Source organism: Burkholderia sp. BCC0044 (assembly GCF_902832955.1).
Lineage (GTDB): Bacteria > Pseudomonadota > Gammaproteobacteria > Burkholderiales > Burkholderiaceae > Burkholderia.
Genome location: NZ_CADFDO010000004.1, coordinates 31,022 through 54,780 on the forward strand (window position 1 = coordinate 31,022; position 23,759 = coordinate 54,780).

Here is a 23,759-nt window from a genome sequence, read left to right on the forward strand (position 1 = left end):
GAAATCGACGCCCGAACGCCGCCGCAACCGCGCACCCCGCCGGATCACGATGCTCGGTCGCCCGCCCGGTCACCCGCGGCCCGGCTCGCGGCGCTGATCGCCGCGTACGCACCGCACGACGGCATGTTCGACCTTCCGCTGCGCGGCATGCGCGTCGCGCGCGCTTGCGCGCCGTCGCCGCAGTGGAACCACGGCGTGCACCACGCGTGCCTGAGCATCGTCGGGCAAGGGGCGAAGTCGACGCGGGTCGGCGACGATACCTACACGATCGACGCATCGCGGATGCTGGTCACCACCGCCGACCTGCCCGTGACCGGACGCGTGACCCGTGCAAACCCGGCCGAGCCGTTCCTTTACGCGCAGCTCGAACTCGATCCGCACCGCATCGCGGCGCTCACGCCGGTCGTCTTTCCGCGCGGACTGCCGAAAGCCGTCGACTACGGCGCGCTCGACACGCTCGACGCGACGCCCGAAATCGTCGACGCCGTCGCGCGGCTGATGCAACTGATCGCCCAACCGGACGACCTCGACCTGCTCGCACCGCTGATCGTCGACGAGATCCTCATCCGGCTGCTGCGCGGCCCGTCGGGCGCGCGCGTCGCGCAGATCGGCGACGCCGGTTCGACGACCCAGCGCATCTCGCGCGCCGTCGCATGGATTCGCGACCACTACCTCGATCCGATGGCCGTCGACGCGCTCGCGCGACAGGTCGAGATGAGCCCGTCGACCTTCCACCATCACTTCCGTGCGGTCACGTCGATGAGTCCGTTGCAATGCCAGAAGGTGCTGCGGCTGCAGGAGGCGCGCCGCCTGATGTGCGTGTCGGCGATGGATGCGCGGCAGGCGAGCCGCAGCGTCGGCTATGTGAGCGCGTCGCAGTTCAGCCGCGAATACGCGCGGCTGTTCGGCGACGCGCCGGGCCGCGACGTCGCGAGGCTGCGCGGCGAAGCGGTGCCGCTGTCGCGTGTCGCGCCATGAACGGGTATCGCATGAAAACGCTTTCATAAGGACGTCCCGGGGCATGGGCATCATTCTCCGGAACGGTCCATGCACATGCATTCGTCGCCTGCCTTTAACGCAGGACTGCAAATCATTTACGTCGAGCCGAAAAACCGTGTGCAGTAGTCACGACCTTGCCTGAATCAGGATTGACGGGACGCGCAGCAAGCGTTCAACGCAGCCTCGTCGGCGGCCAGCATCTCCGGCACGCATTCCCGCAGGAAATCGACGAACGTGCGGATCTTCGCATCGAGATACTGACGCGACGCATACAGCGTATAGACCGTCAGCTTCTGCAGCCGGTAATCGGGCAGCACGCGCACCAGCGCGCCGCTCGCGAGCGCGGGCAGCGCCGCCGACATCGGCAGCGAGCCGATCCCGAGCCCCGCGCGCAGCGCGGTGCCGAGCGCATCGGCGATATTCACCTGGAAATCCGGCATCGGCAATTCGACCGTTTCGCGGCCGTTCGGGCCGTCGAGATGCCAGCGGTCGCGCGGAAAGAGCGGCGTGACGAGCCGCAGGCACGCATGCCCGGCGAGATCGCTCACCGTGCGCGGCGTGCCGCGCGCCTTCAGATAGGCAGGCGATGCGCACAGCACGCTGCCCACGTCGCCGAGCCGCTGCGACACCAGCCCCGAATCGGGCAGCTCCGTCGTGCTCAACTGCAGCGACACGTCGTAGCCTTCGTCGATGATGTCGGGCACGTGCTGCGACAGCGTCAGCTCGACCGCAACCGACGGATAGCGTTCGCGGTAACGCACGACCGCGGGCATCACGTAGGACTGGCCGAAACTCGTCGTCGCGTGAACGTGCAACCGTCCGGACGGCTTCGCCTGTGCATCGGCCGCCTCGGCTTCCGCTTCGTCGATATAGCCGAGGATGCGCTGACAGCGGTCGAGATAGCGCTGTCCGGCATCGGTCAGCGCGATGCGGCGCGTGCTGCGGTTGAGCAGGCGCGTGCGCAGATGCGTTTCGAGTTGCGCGACCGAACGCGACGCATAGGCCGTCGTGATGTCCAGACGCTGGGCCGCGCTCGTGAAGCTGCCCTCCTCCGCGACCCGGACGAAAATGCGCATCATCTGTAACGTGTCCATCGACCTGTCCCCGGGGATTGTCACGTCGCGCCGCCGTGCGGCCAGGGTGCCGGCAGCGCCGGCACACGCCGGTCTGGCGCGAATTGTGCGGAACAGTACAGCAGCGTTGCAGGCGTGTCCAGTTCGCCGTATGCGGCACGATCCGGATGCCGAATCGTGCCGTGGAGCCGCTCGCCGCACGGCATCCGGGGCGGGCGTAGATGCGTATCGAAGAGGCCGACACGCCGACGGCAGCGGTCGGCAAAAAACTACCCGCCGACCATGATCGCGCTCTCGATCGACGCCCTTCGCGTCTCGCGCGTTACGCGACGCCCGCCGCATCGAACGGATTGCGCAACACGATCGTGTCGTCGCGCTCCGCGCCGGTCGTGATCATCGACACCGGCGCGCCCGCCACGGCTTCGATGCGCGCGATGAAATCCTGCGCGGCGCGCGGCAGCGCCGCATGCTCGCGCACGCCCTTCACGGAGCCTTGCCAGCCTTCGAACCGTTCGTAGAGCGGCTTCGCGCGCGACTGCGCATCGAGGCTCGCGGGCAGATGGTCGACGCGTTCGCCGTCGAATTCGTAACCGACGCACAGCGCAATCGACTCGAAGCCGTCGAGCACGTCGAGCTTGGTGAGCGCCAGCGAATCGATGCCCGAGATCCGGACGGCCTGGCGCAGTTGCGCGGCATCGAGCCAGCCGCAGCGTCGCGGCCGGCCCGTGTTGACGCCGAACTCCTGTCCGCGCGCACGCAGCGTTTCGCCGGTGGCGTCCGCCAGCTCGGTGAGGAACGGGCCGCCGCCGACCCGCGTCGCATACGCCTTCGTCACACCCAGCACGTGGCCGAGCTTCGCTGCCCCGAGACCGGTGCCGGCCGCCGCGGCCGATGCCACGGTGCCCGACGACGTCACGAACGGATAGGTGCCCCAGTCGATGTCCAGCATCACGGCCTGCGAGCCCTCGAACAGAATGCGCTCGCCGCGCTCGGTCGCGTCGTTGAGGTCGGCCCAGACGGGGCGCACGAACGGCAGGATCTTCGGCGCAAGCGCAACCAGCGTCGCCAGCATCGCGTCGCGATCGTATTCGTCGAGCCCGAGGCCGCGGAACCATGCGTTGTGATGGTCGACGAGCACGTCGAGTTTGGCCGCGAGCCCGCCCGGTTCCGCGAGATCGCCGACACGCAGCCCGCGGCGCCCGACCTTGTCCTCGTAGGCCGGCCCGATCCCGCGCAGCGTGGTGCCGATGGGTTCGCGGCGCAACCGCTCCTGCGCCTGGTCGATCGCACGATGAATCGGCAGCACCAGCGTCGCGTTCTCGGCGATCGACAGGTTGTCCGGCGTCACCGACAGCCCGAGTTCGGCCATCCGCCCGATTTCCGCGAGCAGCGCTTCCGGGTCGAGCGCCACGCCGTTGCCGATCACGCCGCGCTTGCCGCGCACGATGCCGCTCGGCAGCAGCGCGAGCTTGTACGTGCGGCCGCCGACGACCAGCGTGTGGCCCGCGTTGTGGCCACCGTTGTAGCGTGCGACGAGATCGGCCTGTGCCGCCAGCCAGTCCACGACACGCCCCTTGCCTTCGTCACCCCATTGGGCGCCCACGACCACCACGTTCGGCATGCTCCGTACTCCATGTGAGAAATTCAGACACTGGTTCGGCCAGGTCGGCCGTTTGTGTGCCATATTGTCGGAGCCGGATCACCCGATCAAACGATTAAACCTGAACCATTGTGTGAGTAAATTTCACACGAAACGATGCAATGGCCCGACGCCTCCCTCCGTTGAATTCGCTGCGCGCGTTCGAAGCCGCCGCGCGGCTCGGCAGCTTCACGCTGGCCGCCGACGAGCTGTGCGTGACGCACGGCGCGATCAGCCGGCACGTGCAGCAACTGGAAGCATGGCTCGGGCGGCCGCTGTTCGAACGTCACAACCGGCGCGTCGAACTGACCGCGGCCGGCCGCGCGTACCTCGCCGAGGTCGGTGCTTCGTTCGACCGGATCGCGCTCGCCACCGCGCAGCACTTCGGCCACGCGCAGCAGCGCGTGCTGCGCGTCAGCGCGCCCGCGACGTTCTCGCTGCGCTGGCTCGTCCCGAAGCTGTCGTCGTTCCAGGTCGCGCATCCGGCCATCGAGGTACGGCTGTCGACGTCGAACGAGCCGATCGACAAGCTGCGCGACAAGGTCGACCTGATCGTTCGCGGCGGCCCGCAGGCCATCGACGGGTACGTCGCGGAGGAATTCCTGTCCGAAGTCCGGCTGCCGGTGTGTGCGCCGAAGTTGCTGGAGGGCCGGTCGCTCGAGACGCCTGCGGATCTCGCCGGCTTCACGCTGTTGCACGCGGCAACCTATCCGGGCATGTGGCCGGAGTGGCTCGCGGCCGCCGGGCACCCGAATCTCGTACCGCGGCAGTCGCTCACGCTCGAGCATTTCTACCTGACGCTGCAAGGCGCGCTCGACGGGCTCGGCGTCGCGATGGGACCGATCGCGCTCGTCGCGGACGACATCGCCGAAGGCCGGCTCGTGCAACCGTTCAGCGAACCGGCGCTGCCGCCGTGGCGCTATTTCACATACGTGGCGTCCGTGCGGGCGGATGACGACGCCATACGCGCGTTCAAGGACTGGCTGAAGGCAACGGGAAGCGCGACTGCGTCGGGTGGACGGCGCTGACTACTTTCGCATGCCCGTCGAGCACCTTCCTTCGTGACATCAAGGATTCCGAATCAAATCGGGGAAATGTGCGGAACAGATTTGCCTTCGCGCGTCGCTCGATCGCGACGCACGCGGCAAGCCGCGGATCGAACCGTGGCTTGCCGCCGGACGACGCTTACTGGCTTGCCGCGCCGGCCTTCTTCTCCGCGTTCTGCAGGTTCTGCGGATAGTTCGGATCATTGGCCGCCGGCTTGTAACCGGCATCTTCGAGTTTCTTCAGCTCGGCGGTGTTCTTCGCACGCGCGGCCTTGTGTTCAGCCTTGCGTTTGGCCCGAGCGGCCTTGCGCGCTTCGCTCTTCGCGGCCTTGGCGTCCGCTGCAGCCGGTGCGCTGGCGGTTTCCTGCGCAAAGGCCGGAACGGCCGAGCCGAACAGGAAAGCGGCTGCGGTAGCAGCCAGCGTGAGTTTTCTGATCTGGATTCGCATCGCTGAACTCTCTTTTTTGATGACCATCACGGTTTGAAAAACCATCGAGATACCGCCCCTGCCCTGATCGGTCGTCATGCCGCGATCAGGACCTGTGCATCATAACCGTGTCGCAAGAATTGTGGCGCCAACGTGCAGACGGAATTGGGGATACACGTATGGGAGACGACGTGGTTCGTGCGCTCGATGGCGGAGTAGCTGGACGCGACACGACGCGCAGCGCCGACGATTGTTTCACTGGTGGTGATATCGACACGCTCATGCGCGACGTGAAGATCGTCGCGCTCGCATGATCACCGCAGCAGCAGTCGATTCGTGAGTCACATTATCGTTCGACGCGGCTCGAGCGACGGTTCCTCCCATAAACGACCACGATTCGGTTCTTCGGCGATCAGGACGATCACGTTGTGTCGTTGTGTCGTTGCGGTGTGCGGTGACTGATCCTGCAGGTCTTGCGGCACTGTGGTGGAGACGGTTACCTGTCTGTGGAGGCAACGCTCGTTGTCGGCTGACAGGTCTGACAAAAAAGGCGGAGGCCTGTGCGAACGGTAAAGACGTCGGCCCGATTGGTTGCACGAATGCGCTGAAACCGATCATGAACGAGCAGCGCTCGGCTGGGGAATATGCCGACGGCGATAAAGCTTGCCGGTCCGTGCAACCGGGCTTGCCGACGCGTCAGGCATCACACATGGATGCCGATCGTTTCTGGTTTGCTCCCATCGACGGTTCCTTATGTGGACGAAGCGGCGAACTGCACAGTTTGCTTATACCTGTGCGTTGCCCGTTCGGTGAGCTTTTACGGGATTCCGGTTTTTTGGAAGGTGAGCATGTTCGGGAGCGTCGTGGAATTCAATTGCAGTGAGCTTCGGCAGCGACGACATCTTCACGTTGGCTCGCAACGACGTCGATGAAACCGTCCGGATCGGTCCTAGGGGACCGGCACACTGTGCGGCGGCATCCGGTGCCCGATTCATTTTCTGGGCCGCGGCGTGGTCCGTGTCTCTCATTACCTGTGACGGGCACAGCATCACTTTTCGGGTGAGGGACTCCAAAGGTAGAAAAACGGAAGGGACGCGGGATGAAAAACAGCTCGGAGAAGATTTCTCGCGGCACAGTCCACAGGCTAAATTTGGCGGGCGGCGTCACAGGCGATCGACAAAACTTTGTCCACAGACGCGGCAGCGCGAGTACAAAAAACCATTCGCAGGCGGTCCAGGATGATTTCGAACTGCCGTGGAGGAGAGGGACGGGATCTGTGCCAGTGGTCAGTCACAGGAGCCAAGGCGTCACGAGGCAGGTTTTTGGGTCCCATAAACGGGAACCTCTGCGCCGAATTCGGGGATTTCCTCCCATAAGTTTCTACGTTTCGGTGTTTGTGAGTGGGCACTCACCTCTTCGGGAGGCCTTGTCAGGCCTGAAGCCTTGCTGCAACGGGGCGTCAAACAGGGCCGAGTCAGCCTGTATCGGAGGATCTTGACGGTGGCTGTCCCACAGACGGCTCCCATTGGTAGCGGTTTATGGGGTTCGTCTTTCTGTGCAAGCACACGTGTGTTTACATCTTTGGTAAACCACGTTTACTTCTTTAACTACTTTTAGACGGCTCACAGCCTTGTCCAGCAAGGGTTTGAGCGGTGTTCGGTACCCATTTATGGGAGCACAGGTGGAAGGGTTTGGGGCTTCAGGTCTGTGGATTTGGGGGTTGGGGTACCGTGTTGTGGGGAATCAGGGTTGTGGATATGGGGCGAACGTATCCGGTTATGGGAAATCGACCGCGAAACGCGTTGGGTAGCCGCCTATGGGAACACATGAAGGTAGCCTTTTATGGGGTACTTTTCTTGGTCGTGAGTGGGATGTGTGCACAGTGATTTTCTTCGGGTAGCCAGTTATGGGGAATCTCGAAGGTACCTGTTTATGGGAGCCGGTCTCGATCAATTTGGCAACCTTCGCTCAAGCGCCCCATGAAGCTTTCCCATAGACAGGACCGGGGCCACGGATAGGTTACCTTTTATGGGGAAACCAAATGGTTGCCATCTATGGGAGCGATTTCCACCATCAAGCCGGAAAGCAACTCGGTCGACCACGCTGACAGGTACCCTCCTATGGGAAACGCTAAAGGTAGCAAGTTATGGGAGAAAAGCGCGGTCGTGTTGCAGGGCATCACGACTCCTCCCGGCGATCTCGATTCTGCGTTTTTGCCCCCATGGATGGATACCTTCGTGTGGCAAATCTTGTGCCGGGTTTCCCCTGTCCGGACAGGAAAGGTAGCGGCTTTTGGGAGGAATTTTGATCAAAAGGTAGACGGATATGGGGTTCCTCACAAATCTCTCAACACGAACTTTTCCTTCCATATCCGATACTTAGATCAGATAGTGAAAGTGATGCTGGAGCAAGGACGTTGCTCCGTAGCGCGAAAAGGTATAAAGTCCGCTCTCAATAAGGCAACCTTACCCGGACACCACGATGCCGCGCAAGCCCGCAAGCAAAGGCTCAGACAAACAGGTTTCGCTGTTTCAGACACCCGAGCCTCCCGACTTGCTGCGCAAGGCGGTCCAGGCGATTCATATCGCACCGAAGTCGGGAAAGATCGGTCTGCAGCAGCGCAAGATGTTCAGCTCGCTGATCAAGAACGCGCTTCGGCAGGAGGCGTTCGAGCCGGGCCGGACGAGCTTCTCGATCTCGATCGCGTCGCTGTCGCACGAGAGCGGGTTGAACAGCAACAACACGAAGTACGTGAAGGACACGGTCAACTCGTTGATCAGTACCGTCGTCAACTGGGACTACCTGGCCGCGGACCGTTCGACGGTCTGGAAGGCGTCGGGCCTGCTCGCCGGCGCGGAGCTCGAGCAATCGGTGCTGAAGTACAGCTTCTCCGACCAGATTCGCAGCGAACTGCTCAATCCCGAAATCTACGCGCTGATCGATATGCGGATCGCTCGCGAGTTTCGCCGATCGCACTCGCTCGCGCTGTGGGAAAACACGGTGCGCTACGAAGGGATCGGCATCACCGCGAAGATTCCGCTGCCGAAATTCCGTGACCTCATTCTCGGCCAGGACAAGGCATCGCAGTCGTACAAGGAATACAAGCTGTTCAAGAGCAAGGTCCTGGTGCCGTGCATCCAGGAGGTGAACGAAGTATCGGACCACACGCTCGAGCTGATCGAACACAAATCCGGCCGCAGCGTGGAGGCGGTGCAGTTCAAGGTGACGCGCAAGCAGAGCACCGATACGGTCGAAGATGGCGACGTCAAGAACGAAGCGCTGGTCGAGGAAGTCGCGAAGTTCGGCATTCCGCGCTCGGAAGCGCGTCGACTGATCACGCAATACGGCGTGCAGCGCATCAAGGCGGCGATCGCCTATACGCTCAATCGGACGACGAAGAAGAATGCGGCGCCGGTCGACAACGTCGCCGCGTACTTCCGCAAGGCGCTGACGCACGGTTACACGCTGGCCGACGGGCAGGGAACCGAAGCGGCCGCGCCGGCGAAGGAATCCGCGCAGAGCAAGCAGGAACAGATCCGCGACAAGTATCTGGCGGCGAAGGTCGAGGAAGCCGGCGCGTATTTCCGCGAACTGGAGATCGACGACCAGACCAAGCTGATCGAGCGTTACAACGAGACGGTGGCGGGTTCGAAGGACCTGACGCTGTCGCCGAAGAAGAAGGCGAGCAAGCTCGCGCAGACCAGCTTCTTCCGATGGCTGGCGCTCGATACGTGGGGCGAGCCGACTTCGGACGACCTGCTGGAATTCCTGCTCAAAAGCAGTCTCGCGGGCAACTGAACGAGGCCTCGCTGTCGTGCGCGCTGCGAAGCGGACCGTGTTGCGGTCCGGCTTCGCGGCGCAGCGCGAGGGCGAGGCCTTTTGCCGGGGACGCGTTACTTTGGCGCGGCCGCCGCCAGATCGGCGACGTACGCGTCGATGACGGTCTTGAGCTTGTCGGCAAGCGCTTCCTGGTGGGATGCGTCGACGCCCTTGAGCTGCAGGTCCAGACGCCCGTCCGGATACGTCTTCAACTGGCCGATCGCGCGCGATTCGAGCGCGAAGTCATGACGAACGCTGTAGCGCGTGCGTCCGGCCTTCTTGGCGCCGTCGCTCTGCGTACGCAGGAAATTCTCGAGATCGCGGACGGATTTTTTCCGGTCGATCACGGCCGTCAGCAGCCGGTCGGCCGTCGGCTCGCCCAGGCGTTCGAAGATCAGCTTCAGGAAGTACGCGGCCTGCAGGCCGACCACGTCGTTCGCGCCGGCCATCCGCTCCAGTAGCGTGTTCGGCAACGCGTTCAGCGACAGCGTCTTGCTGATCGACGCCTTGTCCTTGCCGATTTTTTCCGCCAGCGTGTTCTGGTCGGCAAAGACCTTCTCGTCGAGGAGACGTTTCCACGCGACCGCATCGTCGAAGATCGTCTGGCGCTCGTGATCGTGGTTCGCCCGATACGCGATCGTATAGAGCTGCTCGGGCGTGTGATCCGTGCGGAACGTCGCATTGATCGTTTCGTCGCCGTTGATGCTCGTCGCACGCAGCCGGCGTTGCCCGTCGATCACGACGAGCTTGCCGGGAAACTCGGGGAGCCGCGTGACCTTGATCGGCTCGATCTGCCCTTCCCGTTTCAACGTCAGCGCGAGCTCGTGCAGGCTCGACTCCGAGTAGAACACGCGCGGGTTGAACGGGTTCGGGATGCAGTCCTTGACCAGCACCTTCTGCGGCGCACCCAGATCGGGCGTACCGGCGGGTGCGGCTGCCGCCGGGGCACTGGCCGGCGCCGCTTCGACGACGGCAGCCGGTGCGGCCGCCGGCTCGGGCAGCCGCGTTTCGAGTGCCGCGTTTTCCTGCGCGAGTCCGCGCAACAGGCCGGCTGCCAGATGCAGGTTGCCGGTCGGCTTCTTGTCTTTCGAGGTGTCCTTAGCCATGGGCGGCTCCGGTAGCGCGCGTCGACGCGATGTATTGGGCCATTTCCGTGACCAGCTTTTCGATCTCCGCGCGGGCTTCCTTCAGGCCCTTCAGGTATCGATTGTGGTGATGGATCGTGGTGCCGAGCGCGAACGTCTGACGATAGACCTCGCGTTGCGCGATCTGGCTGTCGAGCAGATGCTCCCCTATTTCTTCAGCCCTTAGAATTTTTAAAATTTCTTCACGCATTTTAGTTTTTCCATTAACGCTATTCAGCATTAATGCGGAAGAAAGTTGAGGATTTCGAACGGCGCGCATCGACTCGATCATGCGGATCATCGCGACAGTGCTGTACAGATCGGCCGGCGACGGCGAAAGCGGCACCAGGCAGAAGTCCGCCACTTCGAGGACGGATGCAATCCGCGGATCCTCGAGGTTGCCGGGGCAGTCGACGACGATCACGTCGAAGTTCGCATCCTGCTTCTTGATCTCGCCGCCGATGCCGCGGCCGGCTGGCGCCAGCGACAGGACCGTCATCGGGAGTGTGTTCTCGCCACTCGTGACCCAGCGGACGGAAGTGCCTTGAGGGTCGGCATCGATCAGTGCGACCTTGTTGCCGCCGGCTTCGAACGCAGCCGCGATGTTGACGGAAATGGTTGTCTTTCCAGTCCCACCTTTTTGATTACTGACGGCGATCTTGAAAGCCATAGAATTCCTCCAAGGAGTTTTGCGTAATATATGCAATTACTTCTAAGATGTCCAGAAAAGCGGTCGATGTCGTGGATGTTTTATTGATCGTTGTGGTTGTTACGTGACAAATAGGTCAAATGGCGAGGGCGCTATTGGCAGCTAAAGGCTAGAAAAGCCGGTTTCGATTACAAAAGAACGAGCTACAAACGCCGGCGAACCCTACTGTCTTTGAGATCGATAGCGAAATCTTCGCGCAGAGACTTGGCGTCCGGTCGGGCGCTGGTCTCATTCGAAACCCGATACGGCTCCGTGTTGTTTATGTTGTCAGTCGCGTGGAAACAGGCAGTTGTCACGTGACAAGCCGCCGAACACTGGAATCCTCTTGGGCGTACATCGCAGGGAAGTCTTCAATGCAATTACAACCGGGGCTGCGGAGGGATTGCTTTACTTCAATTGCCGATGCACGGCCCGTGACCACCTATGCTTATCTGGCAACGAGGATGAGTTGTCACGTGACAAACGCCTCCAAGCGCGCATCCCGGTAGCGACTTTGCCACCATCAAGGAATAGTCCCGGGTGGTGGCCGATGCTCAGCGCGGAAGAGGCATATTGTTCAGGACGAAAGGTGTCACCATTTGCTTTTGCTCTCTACGGCTCGTCAGTGAATCGGTGAGTTGTCACGTGACAACAGGAGCCGATGTTTTCAGTTTCGGTGGGGCTATATGAAGTGAAGGGTCCCAGCGGCATTGGAGCGCTTGGGGTAGCGAGATCCGGACGTGATTGGCGCGTTGCTTGATTGCCCGATCGCCGCGCGTACGCTCGGGTACGATCGCGATCGCGATCGCGATCGCGATGGCGCTGAGCGACTGCTGAGGTGCGCTCTGAGGGAGATATCGCGATGATTTGATGTGTCCCCATTTAGGCGGAGTGTGACCTGCGGCGTTGCTACTTGTGTCGGCCGATAGGGCAGGGGGCTGGTTTCGTGGCACGTATCGAGTAACCTCCACTGGAGATGCCCCACATGCAAGAGGTCACCGCGTATATGAGCCGCAATTGGCGCTAAATCCACGTGTCAGAGGCGCGTGACAACTCAAACGCGTTCGGTCGTGAAACATTTTCTAAAAATCGATGCTCGCCAGAAATCCTTGTGTGGCAATGGTTTGCGCCATATTCTTCATGCTGTTTCACGCAAAGTGAGCAGGGCGGCACACGGAAATGGGGGCGTATGCTTTTTCAGCGCACCGGCATTGAAAGCCGGTACAACCCCCATCGAATTTGTCGCAAATAATACGTGATTCGTGGTTTTTGATACGTTTCACAATGGGGCCTCCATGGAGGCCCTCGATGTGTCGAAAGATCAGTGCACAGCCGGGTCGCGTCGAGCCGGCAATTCAGCACAAGGCGCGCCGATATTTGGAGCCAGTTGTCACGTGACAACGCACGCGTCTGTCGCACGATTCTTGGAGTCGCCGAGCATCGCGAGAAGAAAGCTGACTCGCGGCATTTGCGGCCAGGAATCTGGAGCGCGGCCGGTACAACGTAGTCTCCGGGAGACTCCTCGGGGAGACGGAGGGAGTCCACTCGACCCCGTATGCGAGAAGCCAATCCCGCCCTGCACCTTGCGGATCCGGTCAAAGCCGGTACAACTCTATCGTCACCGATCGCGATCAATAACTCGCCACGATCGACAGGGCGACGTCCGCGCCACCTCGCAGGCTGTCGATATCCCTTCGCGGAGAATTACCGAACAGCCGACTATATTCCCGGTTGAACTGCGTCGCGCTCGCATACCCGACCCTGAACGCCGCCGATGCAGCATCAAGCCGCTCTGCCAGCATCAGCCGACGCGCCTCGTTGAGCCGTATCCATTTTTGATACTGCAGCGGACTCATGCCCGTGAGCTGACGGAAGTGGTGATGGAAGGTCGAGCTGCTCATCTGAACCTGCGCCGCGAGATCGTCGACGCGCAACGACTCGTCATAGTGAGCGCGCAGCCATCGGATTGCGCGTGACACGCGGTTGCACTGACTGCCGGTGGACGCAATCTGGCGCAGGCGGGCGCCCTGGTCGCTCGTCAGCAGCCGATAGTAGATTTCCCGCTCGACGTACGGTGCGAGAACGGCGATGGCGTTCGGGTCGTCCAACAGCGCGAGTAACCGGTTCAGCGCGTCGTACAGCGGTTCGGTCATGTCGCCGACGACGAGCCCGCGGCCTGCCGGCACATCGTCGTGATCCGGCGCAACTTGCATCATCAGTTCAGCCATGACGCGGAAATCGAGCTTGAGGCCGAGCCCGAGAAACGGTTTGTCGGGGCTGGCCTCGATGATCTGCGTCGAACCGGGCAGATCGAGAGACGTGATCAGAAAGCGGTCGGTGTCGTAGATGTAGGCATCCCCGCTCTGCATGACGCGCTTCGCGCCCTGCACGACGAGGCCGAAGCTCGGCTCGACCATGCATTCCATCGGCAGCGTCGGCGCTTCCCTTCGATGAAAGCTCAGGTTGGGAATGGCCGTGTTGAGGTGATCGACACCTTCGGTCCATCTCGCGACGCGCTCCGCGAGCGTCTGCCGCAGGTCGCTTTCGCGGCTGCCGCGCGTCGAACGGTGGCCTGCCTGGTCGAATGCCGCGACGGAGACGTCATCGTCTCGTTGGCTGGGTATGTATCGGACGGGTACCGGATGCATGACTTCTCTACTCAGGTAATCGGGTCGACAGGCACGCCGTCGACGTGCAGGGGAGGCCGGCCACGCGCGCACCACCTGGAGTCGCGGCAGCCATCTTCCCGGAAGGCGCGCCACGACTGGCGGACTACTTCGTCGCCTGCGATGCGCAGAACTGCCAGCGTCGCGATTTCGCCGCCGGCGCTGCCGCGCGCTCGTCGACCGTGCGCCACCAGCGCTCGCCGCGATGCGGCGCGTCGAGATCGAGGCGTTCGCCCATCCTCGGTGTCGACAGCTCGATGCCGCGCACGAGCGCCAGCGCCGTGACACGCTCGAACGGCTCCTGCCAGCGATGCATCGCGAGGTCGAACGTGCCGTTGTGGATCGGGATCAACCAGCGCCCGCGCAAATCGATGTGCGCCTGCACCGTTTCTTCCGGCTGCATGTGCACGTACGGCCATTGCGCATCATAGGCGCCCGTTTCGATCAGCGTGACGTCGAACGGCCCGAGGCGCTCGCCGATCTCCCGGAAGCCGTCGAAATAACCCGTATCGCCGCTGAAGAACAGGCGCAGGTCGTCGTCGACGATCACCCACGATGCCCACAGCGTGCTATTGCCGTCGAACAGGCTGCGCCCGGAGAAGTGCTGGGCAGGGGTTGCCGTCAGCGTCAGCCCGGCCACGTCCACGCTTTGCCACCAGTCGAGCTGGCGGACCTTGTTCGCGTCGATACCCCATTCGATCAGCCGATCGCCGACGCCCAGCGTCGTCACGAACACGCCGGTGGTGGCGGCAAGCGCGAGCACCGTGTCGCGATCGAGGTGATCGTAATGATCGTGCGACAGGATCACGCCGCGCAGCGGCGGGAGATCTTCCAGCGCGATCGGCGGCGCATGAAAGCGCTTGGGGCCCATGCGCCGAAACGGCGACGCACGCTCGGCAAACACCGGATCGGTCAGCCAGAATTCGCCGCGCAGCTTCAGCAGCAGCGTCGAATGGCCGAGCCGGTACAAGCTGCGATCGGGCGCCGCGTCGAGTTCCGCGCGGGTCAGCGAATCGACCGGCAACGCGCCGGCGGGCACGGTATGACGCGGCTTGTTGACGAGCATGTTCCAGGCGATTCCCAGCGTCTTGCCCAATCCTTCGGCGGGCCGCGGCGCGACATTGGCAAAGCGCTCGCCATTGTGCTGCGGCGAACTGCCGGACAGCGTGCGACCACGGCGGGCGGCCGCAAAGCCCAGAATGCGGTGAATCAAAACGAGAGGCGATGCCATGTCGGTTCGTCCGGAAAATAAAGTATACTAAACAGTGTAGTTTATTTTTGGAATAAGTAAACTGCCCGGTGTAAAATTTCTGTATGGATACCAGCACTCCCCCTCAGCGTCTGACTGACCGAAAGCGCGCGGCCATCATCGATGCGGCGATCGAGGAATTTCTCGCCGCGGGCTACGATGCGACGAGCATGGATCGTATCGCTGCGCGCGCGGACGTGTCGAAGCGCACCGTCTATAACCACTTCCCGGGTAAGGAGACGCTGTTCGCCGCGATCCTGAACAAGTTGTGGGACGCGACCCGGACCGGCAGTTCGCCGACCTATCGCGCCGACGTGCCGCTGCGCGAGCAACTGCTCGCGCTGCTCGACCGCAAATTGCGCTTGATGAACGGCGAGGCGTTTCTCGCGCTGGCGCGCGTCGCGATCGGCGCGGCCATCCATTCGCCGGAACGGGCGCGCGACATGGTCGAACGTCTCGGCGAGCGCGAGGAAGACGTCACGGTCTGGGTGCGCGCGGCTGCGGCGGCCGGCCGCCTGACCGTCACCGACCCGGTGTTCGCCGCGCATCAGTTGCATGGCGCCGTGAAGGCATTCGCGTTCTGGCCGCAGATCACGATGGGCCAGCCGCCGCTGACCGCGCAGGAGCAGCAGAAAGTTGCGGAATCGGCTGCCGACATGTTCCTCGCGTACTACGCGCGACCGGACGACGGCGCCGCATCGCATCGCACGCAAGACTGAACGCGCATCCGGAAGCATCCGGACGCGCGGGCCAATCGAAATCGTTGCGATGCGCGAAACCGGCCCATCCGCGCAAAACGAACGCGAAATGGCACCTGCCCGTGCCGACCGGCCCAAACCCGGCGAACCCGTCGGCGCACCCGAAGCCGACTGCGAGCAACGACCCATGAAAACGCTGTTGATCGTCTATCACACGATGACCGGAGGCACGCGGCAGATGGCCGAAGCGGCCGCCGGTGCGGCTCGCGAGCAGCCCGGCGTCGACGTCAGGCTGCAGCGCGCGGACGCGACGAGCGCCGACGACGTGCTGGCCGCCGACGCGTACCTGTTCGCGACGCCGGAGAATCTTGCGGCGATGTCCGGGCTGATGAAGGATTTCTTCGATCGCTGCTACTACGCGGCGCTCGATCGCGTGAACGGCCGTCCGTATGCGGCGATGATCTGCGCGGGAAGCGACGGACAGAATGCATTGCGCCAGATCGACCGGATCGCGACCGGATGGCGGCTGAAGAACGTCGCGCCCGGCCTGATCGTCTGCACGCATGCACAGACGCCGGAGCGTATTCTCGCGACGAAGACGATCGACAGCGACGAACTCGCGCGCTGCGCCGAACTGGGTGCGGGGCTTGCCGCGGGGCTGGCACTGGGCGTTTTCTGAGGACGGATACGGCGGCGCAGATCTGACGAAGCGACACAGGCAGGATCTGCGGCTGTTCGCGCAATACGGATTCCGCACACGACGCCGAACCGCCGAGTGCCGGCGCGCTAGCTGCCCTTTGCCGTTGCCGAAGGCCGGTGGTATTCGGGCCAAAGTCGTTTCACGAGATCGCGCGATGCGCCGTATGCGTAGCAACTGTCGATCTTGAGCGGCTTGCCTTCGCTGTCGCGGTAATCGAGCGACGATCGCCGCATGCCGACCATCGTCTGGTAGGCTGTCGTGGCGATCGGGCCGAGCAATTCCTTCAGGTGCGTGCACGTATCGCAGGACGGCAGGCGCTTGCGAACCTCGCTGTTCCAGCCGGCGCCGATGGTCAATCCGACGAGCGCCTGCAGCGAGTCGCCGCCGCCCGGACACTGCGCATACGGATGCGAACGGATGAACGTGGATACGGCGCGCACGACCATGTCGACGTCGAAGACCAGCGTCACGCCGAGATCGTGGAGCGGCGTCAGCGCCGCGACCGTGCGCGCGCCACCGGGCGGCGTGAAATCGCGGGTCTTGCGGTCCGCGAGGCAGGCCGTCACTTCGAACAGGCCATCGCTGCGCCGATAGCCGCGCATGTCGATCTGCCGATGGTGAAGCTCCTCGCGCGTGATGCCGTCGTGCGCGGCGTCGTCTTGGGAAACCATGCATCCGCTCCGTCTCTTGTAACCGGGTCTTTTCGCAGGCAACGGGACGCGCCCGGCGGGCCGGGCGCGCGATGAAAAGCAGGCGGGACATGCTGCCAACGAAGTCGATTCGGCCATACTACGCACTTTCCGAGATCTTCGTCCGCGACGCGATCGATGCGGACGCAACGAGTCGTGTATCGAAGCCGGAGCAAACGAGGGTCGGGCGGAGGGCGCGCGACGTCGGGGGCACGCAACACGTCGCGGATGCGATACGACGCTGTTCGATGTCCGTCGTACGGTAGATCCTGCGTCGGGCGTCCGCCGGCCCCGATTTCCGGCGTGATCGCGAATGGCGTGACATCCGGAAACGTATCCCTATAATGCGCAACACGACCGCGCGGACGTATTGTCGGCGCCGCGGATCGGGCAAATGCAGACCGGCGAGTCAACCGGCCGTCCCGCGTACCGGTATACTTCCACTCCTGCCTTGTCCGGCATCGAGGCCGGGTGCCTGAAAACAGAGTGGCGTGCGCGATGCGGCCCCGTAGTGTTCCGCACCGGCGGCAGGCCGGCCGCACGCATGGCGGCAGAGCTTTCATGCCGCGCGGCATGGCCGCACGAACCACACCTTATATTCCTGGTGGATTGAATTTATGGGTTTTGAACAACTTGCCGAATTGCGGGCGCAGCTCGCAGCGAAGGCCAAGCAGGAGCGCAACGCGAAGCGGCCGGCTGCGCCGACGGACGCAGGCGCGAAGCCGAAGTCCGGCGACCAGCCGCCCCGTGGCGCCAAGCCGGGTGCCGGCGCGAAGCCGCAGCATCGGGCGAAGCCTGCTTCGGCGAAGCCGTCGGCGCCGGTCGATCCGGTCATCGTCGCAATCGGCAAACTGCAACGGAAGTTTCCGCGCGCGTTCCCGAAGAATCCGGCCCCTAAAGTGCCGCTCAAGGTCGGCATCTGGGACGATCTCGCACGCGAAGCGCAGGCCGTCGGCCTCAACGAAGCGGAACTGCGCGAAGCGATGTCGACGTGGTGCCGCGGCAACCGCTACTGGTCCTGCCTCGTCGAGGATGCGGTGCGCGTCGACCTGCAGGGCAACGAAGCCGGGCGCGTGACGCACGACGACGCGGCGCGTGCGCGCCGCCTGAAGGCCCGCCGCCCGGGCAAGGGCGCCGGACAATCGGCGAAGGGTGCGCCGCAGCAGCCGAAGGCCGAGCAACCGACCGACGCCGCTGCCGCGCCGCAACCGGCGCAAGCCGAAGCGGAAGCGGAAACGAAGGTCCAGACCGACGCCGCGCCGCAGGTCGAGCAGCAAGCGGCCGGCAACGAGTAATCCGCACCACGCGTACCCGCATGCAAATCGCATGCGACGCATGACACGACAGACCGACCTGCCTCGACAGAGGCAGGTCGGGACTGCCTCCACCGGCGCCGAACCTGCCGGTACATCCTCTCCCTGCCCAATAGACCACAATAGACCACGCGACCGGACGACTCACATTCGTCGATCAGCCTCGGCACGCATGATATTTCGATTGTTTCGCCTGCGTTCAAATACTTCGCAGCCCTGAATAATGGGGCGAACCGACCAGAAAATTCGCGTTGCGAAGTGATGAAACGGAACGTGTCGAGAAACGTGCGAGCGATTTCGTCTGCCCGTCGCGACAAAATGGCGCGCGATAATCACGACTGGATCGTCAGGCCGCGGGCGAGCCCACCGCCGCGATACAACCAGCCTTTCGACAAGTAAGGCAAGCCCGCCTCGACCGAAAGCCCCGCTTCGTCAACATCAGTTCAACCGAGACCATGAACCCGAGACATTCCGCGATTGTCGTCGCGCTCGCCGCCGCCGCGCTGTTCGGCGCCGCGACACCGCTCGCCAAGGCGCTGATCGGCGCGATGTCGCCGTTCATGGTTGCCGGCCTCTTCTATCTCGGCAGCGGCGTCGGGCTCGGCATCGGGATTCTGCTGCGCGGCTGGCACAGCCGACGCGCGCCGGCCGCGGACGCCGCGCCGCTGCAGCGTGCGGATCTGCCGTGGCTGGCCGGTGCGATCGCGGCGGGCGGCGTGGCCGGTCCGGCCCTGCTGATGCTCGGGCTGTCGAGCACGCCGGCGGCGACGAGCGCGTTGCTGCTCAACCTCGAAGGCGTGCTGACGGCCGTGATCGCGTGGGTCGTGTTTCGCGAGAACGTGGATACGCAGGTATTCCTCGGCATGGTGGCGATCGTCGCCGGCGGCACGCTGTTGTCGTGGACGCCGGGCCGGGCCGGCGTGCCGGTCGGCGCGCTGCTGATCGTTGGCGCATGCCTGTGCTGGGCGATCGACAACAACCTGACCCGCAAGGTGGCCACGAACGACGCGATGGTGATCGCATGCGTGAAAGGGCTGATCGCGGGGCCGGTGAACATCGGCATCGCGCTCGCGACCGGCGCGACGCTACCCGCGATACCGGTCACGGCCGCGGCGATGCTGACGGGGCTCGGCGGCTACGGCATCAGTCTCGTGTTGTTCGTCGTCGCGCTGCGTCATCTCGGCAGCGCGCGTACCGGCGCGTATTTTTCCGTCGCACCGCTGTTCGGGGTCGTGCTGTCGCTGCTGATCTGGCCCGCGCTGCCGCCCGCGACGTTCTGGATCGCGGCCGCGCTGATGGCGCTCGGCATCTGGCTGCACGTGCGCGAACGGCACGAACACACGCATGCGCACGAGCAGCTCGAGCATACGCATCGGCATCGGCACGACGACCATCACCAGCACGCGCACGACTTCCCGTATCACGGCGACGAACCGCACACGCATCCGCACGTGCATCTGCCGATCACGCACAGTCACGCGCATTTTCCGGACATTCATCACCGGCATCGACACTGACCGTGTCGTGAGCGATGGGCGCGGCGCATTGCAAGGTGGCCGTTTATGGGAAACGCACTCAGCCGCTTCCTGGAACGCGGCGGGCCGCCGTCATGCCGTCGACGTGTGTGTCGGCATTCGCGCACCGGAAGTTGCCCGTCGCCGGATCGGGTTCGACGTGTGGAATGCGCTCCGGCAACCGGTCCGCGCGTTTGACGGGTATTCAGCCGTCGTTGCGTGAGAGGCAGGCGATCCGCGGTGTTTCGTCGAAGCGGAATGTGGCATCGAGAAATCGCGTAATGGCAGATTAACGGTCACCGTGCCGATCAAGATGATTTTTCCGGCTGACGATGCGACGAAACAAACATCGGCACGCACGTCGCCGCGACAATCATCACGCTCGAGGAAAGCAGAAACCGAAATCCTCGCAGCCTGGGCATCCGGGGGCGGGCCCGGGCGGCACGCCGAGCGATGCGGCTACTTCCTGCGCGAGGAATTTCTTCCAGCGCAGCTGAGCGACGTTGCGCGCGGCGAGCGCGGGGAAAAAACGCTCGAGCATCGCGGAGACCGCATCGCGCCCGTCGAGCCCGAGGTCGCGCCACAAATGGTCGGGGCGCAGGCATGCATGCGCGATGATCGACGCGAGGCAGTCGGCATCGTCGCGGGCGACGGCGGGATTCGCGTCGTTCATCAGCCGCGCGTGCAGCGTCGTGACGAATATCGAGTGGGTGGCCGGCAACGGCAGCGGTGCGGCCGTCGGGATGAACGCAGCGGTATCGACGGATCGCAGGTGCGGAAACTGCCGGGCCAGCAGGCCGGCGAACTGGCCGGCAGACAAGCCCAGCAGCGACAGTTCGTTGCGGCGCGCGCGTGCTGCAACGAGTGCGCCGAACAGCCGGGCGTCAGGCACGTCGGCGTGGGCCGCCGCGGATTGCAGTGACCGCAACGCCCGTTCACGCGTGCGCTCGGCCGGAGCGGTCACCGCGCACCTCCGGACGAGAACCGGGCCGCACACATGCGCGGCGCCCAATGAATCGCCATCGCGATCGTCACGCGTTCACTCGACGCCGACGATCACGCTCGATGCCTTGAAGATCGCGGCTGCGGCGGTGCCGCTCGCGAGGCCGAGACGATCGACGCTGTCGTTGGTGACGATCGCGACGATTTCCGCACCGCCCGCCGCCTTGATCACGACTTCCGAATTGACCGCGCCCTTCGCGACCGACGCGACGGTGCCCGCGACGCAGTTGCGGGCCGACACTTTGCTGCTGTCGACGTCGACCATCACGATGATCGACGACGCCTTGACGAGCGCGAACGCCTTCGTGCCGGCCGCGAGGCCCAGCGACGCCGCGCTGCCGTGGGTGATGACGGCGACGATCTCGAGGCCGTCCTGCGTGCGCAGCGTGATTTCGTCGTTGACGGCACCGGGTTTGACGGCGCTGATCTGGCCGGCGAATTGGTTGCGGGCGCTGGTTCGCATGATGACTCTCCGGGTGGACGCCGCGGCCGGGCCGGCCGCGGCAGCAGATGAATGGAATGCGTCGGCCAGTGTACCGTCAACGCGGGTGCGCGTTGCGCCGCGGATGCTATGGGGCGAATCAGGAAAACCCGCCGCCATAGTGCGTTGCGTCATCCGCGCGTTTCGTGCCGATGGCGACGAACCTACGGCGCTGACGGGCCGGCCGCCGGCGCCGGGGCCGCAGAGCCGGCGTCGGCCGTTGCGCCGTCGCCGTCCCATCCGCCGCCGAGCGCGAGGAAGAGCCGCACCTGGTCGGCCGCGACCTGACCTTCGGCCGCCGCGACCTGCGCCCGCACGCTCGTCAACGTGCGCGTCGCGTCGAGATCGGCGATGAACGATTCGCGGCCGGCCGCATAGAGACGATGCGTTTCGTCGGCGGAATTGCGGGCCGATTCGTACGCGGTGCGCAGCGCATCCGTGCGCTGCACGTCGGCTGCATAGGTCGCGAGGCTCGACTGCGTTTCGCGCAGCGCGTTCAGCACGACACCGTCGAAGTGCGCGAGCGCGCCGCCCGTCGCGGCTTCGGCTTCGCGCACGCGCGCCCGTTGGCCGTTGACGGGGAACGACCAGCTGATCAGCGGTCCGAACGACCAGCGGTTCGTGGTGGACGAGAACAGGTCGGCGGCGACGCCGACCGAGCCGGCCGACGCCCCGATGCTGACCGACGGGTACAGCGCGGCAGTCGCCACGCCGATCCGCGCGGTCGCGGCGGCGAGCTGCCGCTCGGCTTCGCGCACGTCGGGCCGGCGGCGCAGCAGCGCGGCGCCGTCGCCGATCGGAATCGGCTGACGCAGCTTCGGCAGGCGTTCGCATTCGGCCGCGGCTTTCGGCAGGTCGGCCGGCGCGCGCGCGAGCAGCGCGGCGAGCTGGTACTGCGCGACCTTGCGGCGGCCTTCGAAACGCGGAATGTCGGCGGACAGCGTGCGCACCTGCGTCACGCCGCGCGTCACGTCGGTCTGGTTGCCGCGCCCGGCATCGCGCAGCCGTTGCGACAGCGCGACGCGCTGGCTCTGCAGCGCGAGCGACTGCTTCGCGATCGCCAGTTCGTCGCCGGCCGAGCATGCTTCGACGTACGCGCGCACGACGTCGGCCACGACCGTGATGCGCGCGAGGTCGCCGGCCGCCTTGACGGCTTCGCTGTCCGCGCGCGCGGCTTCGACGCCGCGCCGCAGCTTGCCGAACAGGTCGATCTCGTACGACACGTTGATGCCGACCGCGCCTTCGTTGACGACCGGCAGCTTGTTTTCGAGCAGGTATTGCTCGGCCGATTCCTGCGCGCGCTGCACGGCCGCTTCCGCCTTGCCCGAGAAGCCGCCCTGTTCGTTCGCGACCACCAGCGCCGCGCGCGAACGGGCGAGGTTCGCCGCGGCGACGCGCAGGTCGGTGTTCGACTTCAGCGCATCGCGCACGAGCCCATTGAGTACCGGGTCGTCGTACAGCTGCCACCAGTTGCCGGGCACCGCGTCGCGCGACACCAGCGCGCCGTTCGCATCGTCGAGCGCGTGATTGGTGAGCGGCGCATTGACGTATGCCTGCTGCGGCAGCGTGTAGTCGGGGCCGACGGACTTGCACGCACCGAGTGCGAGCGCGAGCGGGGCGAGCGTCGCCGCGACGCGCAGACCGTGCCGCTTCATTGCGATGCTCCCGCGGTGCTGGCGGCGGTTCCGGACGTAGCCGAAATCGGCGCGGCCACCGCCGACGCGGTGCTGGCGCCGGCCGGCTTCGCGTTGTCGTTGCGGCGCGTGTCGGCGCCGCGCATCGACACGGTCGCCGTGCGGCCCGCGATCATCCGGAAATCGTCGGGCACCTCGTCGAGCACGACGCGCACCGGCACGCGCTGCGCGAGCCGCACCCAGCTGAACGCCGGGTTCACGTTCGGCAGCAGGTTCGCGCCCTGCGTGCGGTCGCGATCCTCGATCGCGGCGACGATGCTCTGCACGTGGCCGCGCAGCGTATGCGGCTCGCCCATCACGATGATGTCGACTGGCTGCCCGATATGGATGCCGCGCAGCTTGGTTTCCTCGAAGTAGCCGTCGACGCGGAACGAGTTGCGGTCGACGACCGACAGCACCGCGCGGCCGGCGGGCACGTATTCGCCGGCGCGCGGCGCGCGGTCGTTCAGGTAGCCGTCCACGGGACTGACGATCGTCGTGCGCTGCAGGTTCAGCTTCGCGGTGTCGAGTGACACCTGCGCGTCGGCGACGCTGGCTTCGCCCTGCTCGACGCGCGTGCGGCTTTCCTCGACCTGTTCGCTCGCGACCAGGTTGCCGAGCTGCAGGTTGCGCGCGTATTCGCGCTTCGCCTGCGCCAGCGTCGCGCGGCGCTGCGCGAGCGTCGCTTCGGCGAGCCGCTCCGCGAGCGCGTAGCGTGCCTGGTCGATCACGAACAGCACCTGGCCGCGCCTGACCTCCTGGTTGTCGGCGACCTGCACCGACGTGATGAGGCCCGACACGTCCGGCGCGACCTGGATCACGTCGGCGCGCACGTGCCCGTCGCGCGTCCACGGCGAGAACATGTAGTAGTTGATGATGCGCCACAGCACGAGGCCGGCCACGACGACGACGATCAGGGTGAGCAGGACTTGCCCTGCCGAGAGCCAGGTTTTTTTCAC

Annotated in this window: 21 protein-coding genes; 9 read left to right on the plus strand and 12 right to left on the minus strand. The window is 64.6% G+C overall.

Translation table 11 applies throughout. The features are described from left to right. The first annotated feature begins 123 nt into the window (after window positions 1-123). Entirely contained in the window at window positions 124-978 is an 855-nt protein-coding gene (locus HWX14_RS22950) for an AraC family transcriptional regulator (protein WP_244130309.1), read from the plus strand. A gap of 164 nt (window positions 979-1,142) precedes the next feature. Here the strand turns inward: HWX14_RS22950 and HWX14_RS22955 are convergent, their stop codons facing one another. Together HWX14_RS22955 and HWX14_RS22960 are read right to left on the minus strand one after the other, a co-directional pair. Further along, window positions 1,143-2,093 carry a LysR family transcriptional regulator gene (locus HWX14_RS22955; protein WP_175884683.1) on the minus strand — a complete coding sequence of 317 codons (951 nt, stop codon included), beginning with the start codon at window positions 2,091-2,093 and terminating at the stop codon, window positions 1,143-1,145. 301 nt (window positions 2,094-2,394) lie between these two features. Further along, window positions 2,395-3,693, minus strand: coding sequence for an adenylosuccinate synthase (locus HWX14_RS22960; protein WP_175884684.1), 1,299 nt, complete (start codon window positions 3,691-3,693; stop codon window positions 2,395-2,397). Window positions 3,694-3,833: 140 nt separating this feature from the next. Between HWX14_RS22960 and gcvA the strand changes: the two genes are divergently transcribed. After that, window positions 3,834-4,739 (plus strand): transcriptional regulator GcvA, encoded by a 906-nt coding sequence (gene gcvA / locus HWX14_RS22965; protein WP_175884685.1) that lies wholly within the window; start codon window positions 3,834-3,836, stop codon window positions 4,737-4,739. A gap of 157 nt (window positions 4,740-4,896) precedes the next feature. Here the strand turns inward: gcvA and HWX14_RS22970 are convergent, their stop codons facing one another. Then, the gene (locus HWX14_RS22970; protein ID WP_175885542.1) at window positions 4,897-5,205 is read right to left on the minus strand and encodes a DUF4148 domain-containing protein; all 309 of its coding nucleotides are present in this window, start codon (window positions 5,203-5,205) and stop codon (window positions 4,897-4,899) included. Window positions 5,206-5,363: 158 nt separating this feature from the next. On the opposite strand from HWX14_RS22970, the gene HWX14_RS36785 reads away from it, so the two are divergent. The 3 genes from HWX14_RS36785 (at window position 5,364) to HWX14_RS22980 (ending at window position 8,982) form a co-directional block, all read left to right on the plus strand. Continuing rightward, window positions 5,364-5,498 carry a hypothetical protein gene (locus HWX14_RS36785; protein WP_279611830.1) on the plus strand — a complete coding sequence of 45 codons (135 nt, stop codon included), beginning with the start codon at window positions 5,364-5,366 and terminating at the stop codon, window positions 5,496-5,498. A 302-nt stretch (window positions 5,499-5,800) separates the two neighbouring features. After that, window positions 5,801-6,067, plus strand: a complete 267-nt coding sequence (locus HWX14_RS22975) for a hypothetical protein (RefSeq protein ID WP_175884686.1) — start codon at window positions 5,801-5,803, stop codon at window positions 6,065-6,067. 1,598 nt (window positions 6,068-7,665) lie between these two features. Further along, window positions 7,666-8,982, plus strand: coding sequence for a replication initiation protein (locus HWX14_RS22980; protein WP_069619691.1), 1,317 nt, complete (start codon window positions 7,666-7,668; stop codon window positions 8,980-8,982). A 95-nt stretch (window positions 8,983-9,077) separates the two neighbouring features. Here HWX14_RS22980 and HWX14_RS22985 read toward each other — a convergent pair whose 3' ends face one another. The 4 genes from HWX14_RS22985 to HWX14_RS23000 form a co-directional block, all read right to left on the minus strand. Beyond that, window positions 9,078-10,109 carry a ParB/RepB/Spo0J family partition protein gene (locus HWX14_RS22985; protein ID WP_175884687.1) on the minus strand — a complete coding sequence of 344 codons (1,032 nt, stop codon included), beginning with the start codon at window positions 10,107-10,109 and terminating at the stop codon, window positions 9,078-9,080. After that, window positions 10,102-10,797, minus strand: a complete 696-nt coding sequence (locus HWX14_RS22990) for a ParA family protein (RefSeq protein WP_006497839.1) — start codon at window positions 10,795-10,797, stop codon at window positions 10,102-10,104. The genes HWX14_RS22985 and HWX14_RS22990 overlap by 8 nt, the downstream gene beginning before the upstream one ends. A 1,649-nt stretch (window positions 10,798-12,446) precedes the next feature. After that, entirely contained in the window at window positions 12,447-13,463 is a 1,017-nt protein-coding gene (locus HWX14_RS22995; protein ID WP_175884688.1) for an AraC family transcriptional regulator, read from the minus strand. Between the two features lie 124 nt (window positions 13,464-13,587). Beyond that, window positions 13,588-14,712, minus strand: a complete 1,125-nt coding sequence (locus HWX14_RS23000; RefSeq protein WP_175884689.1) for an MBL fold metallo-hydrolase — start codon at window positions 14,710-14,712, stop codon at window positions 13,588-13,590. Between the two features lie 83 nt (window positions 14,713-14,795). Between HWX14_RS23000 and HWX14_RS23005 the strand changes: the two genes are divergently transcribed. Next, window positions 14,796-15,449 (plus strand): TetR/AcrR family transcriptional regulator, encoded by a 654-nt coding sequence (locus HWX14_RS23005; protein ID WP_175884690.1) that lies wholly within the window; start codon window positions 14,796-14,798, stop codon window positions 15,447-15,449. A 166-nt stretch (window positions 15,450-15,615) separates the two neighbouring features. Next, the gene (locus HWX14_RS23010; RefSeq protein ID WP_175884691.1) at window positions 15,616-16,107 is read left to right on the plus strand and encodes an NAD(P)H-dependent oxidoreductase; all 492 of its coding nucleotides are present in this window, start codon (window positions 15,616-15,618) and stop codon (window positions 16,105-16,107) included. 107 nt (window positions 16,108-16,214) lie between these two features. Here the strand turns inward: HWX14_RS23010 and HWX14_RS23015 are convergent, their stop codons facing one another. Next, window positions 16,215-16,799, minus strand: a complete 585-nt coding sequence (locus tag HWX14_RS23015) for a DUF2889 domain-containing protein (RefSeq protein ID WP_175884692.1) — start codon at window positions 16,797-16,799, stop codon at window positions 16,215-16,217. A gap of 635 nt (window positions 16,800-17,434) precedes the next feature. On the opposite strand from HWX14_RS23015, the gene HWX14_RS23020 reads away from it, so the two are divergent. Both HWX14_RS23020 and HWX14_RS23025 read left to right on the plus strand, forming a co-directional pair. Continuing rightward, window positions 17,435-18,112: a ProQ/FinO family protein gene (locus HWX14_RS23020; protein ID WP_175884693.1), complete on the plus strand. Its 678-nt coding sequence runs from the start codon at window positions 17,435-17,437 to the stop codon at window positions 18,110-18,112. A 473-nt stretch (window positions 18,113-18,585) separates the two neighbouring features. Continuing rightward, complete coding sequence (locus tag HWX14_RS23025) at window positions 18,586-19,647, plus strand: DMT family transporter (RefSeq protein WP_175884694.1); 1,062 nt, start codon at window positions 18,586-18,588, stop codon at window positions 19,645-19,647. Window positions 19,648-20,020: 373 nt separating this feature from the next. On the opposite strand, the gene HWX14_RS23030 is transcribed toward HWX14_RS23025, so the two are convergent. The 4 genes from HWX14_RS23030 to HWX14_RS23045 all read right to left on the minus strand — a co-directional run bounded on the left by HWX14_RS23030 (window position 20,021) and on the right by HWX14_RS23045 (window position 23,759). Then, window positions 20,021-20,608, minus strand: coding sequence for a nitrogen fixation protein NifQ (locus tag HWX14_RS23030; RefSeq protein ID WP_175884695.1), 588 nt, complete (start codon window positions 20,606-20,608; stop codon window positions 20,021-20,023). Between the two features lie 75 nt (window positions 20,609-20,683). Beyond that, the gene (locus HWX14_RS23035) at window positions 20,684-21,109 is read right to left on the minus strand and encodes a TOBE domain-containing protein (protein WP_175884696.1); all 426 of its coding nucleotides are present in this window, start codon (window positions 21,107-21,109) and stop codon (window positions 20,684-20,686) included. Between the two features lie 182 nt (window positions 21,110-21,291). Then, complete coding sequence (locus HWX14_RS23040) at window positions 21,292-22,782, minus strand: efflux transporter outer membrane subunit (RefSeq protein WP_175884697.1); 1,491 nt, start codon at window positions 22,780-22,782, stop codon at window positions 21,292-21,294. Next, window positions 22,779-23,759: an HlyD family secretion protein gene (locus HWX14_RS23045; protein WP_175884698.1), complete on the minus strand. Its 981-nt coding sequence runs from the start codon at window positions 23,757-23,759 to the stop codon at window positions 22,779-22,781. The genes HWX14_RS23040 and HWX14_RS23045 overlap by 4 nt, the downstream gene beginning before the upstream one ends.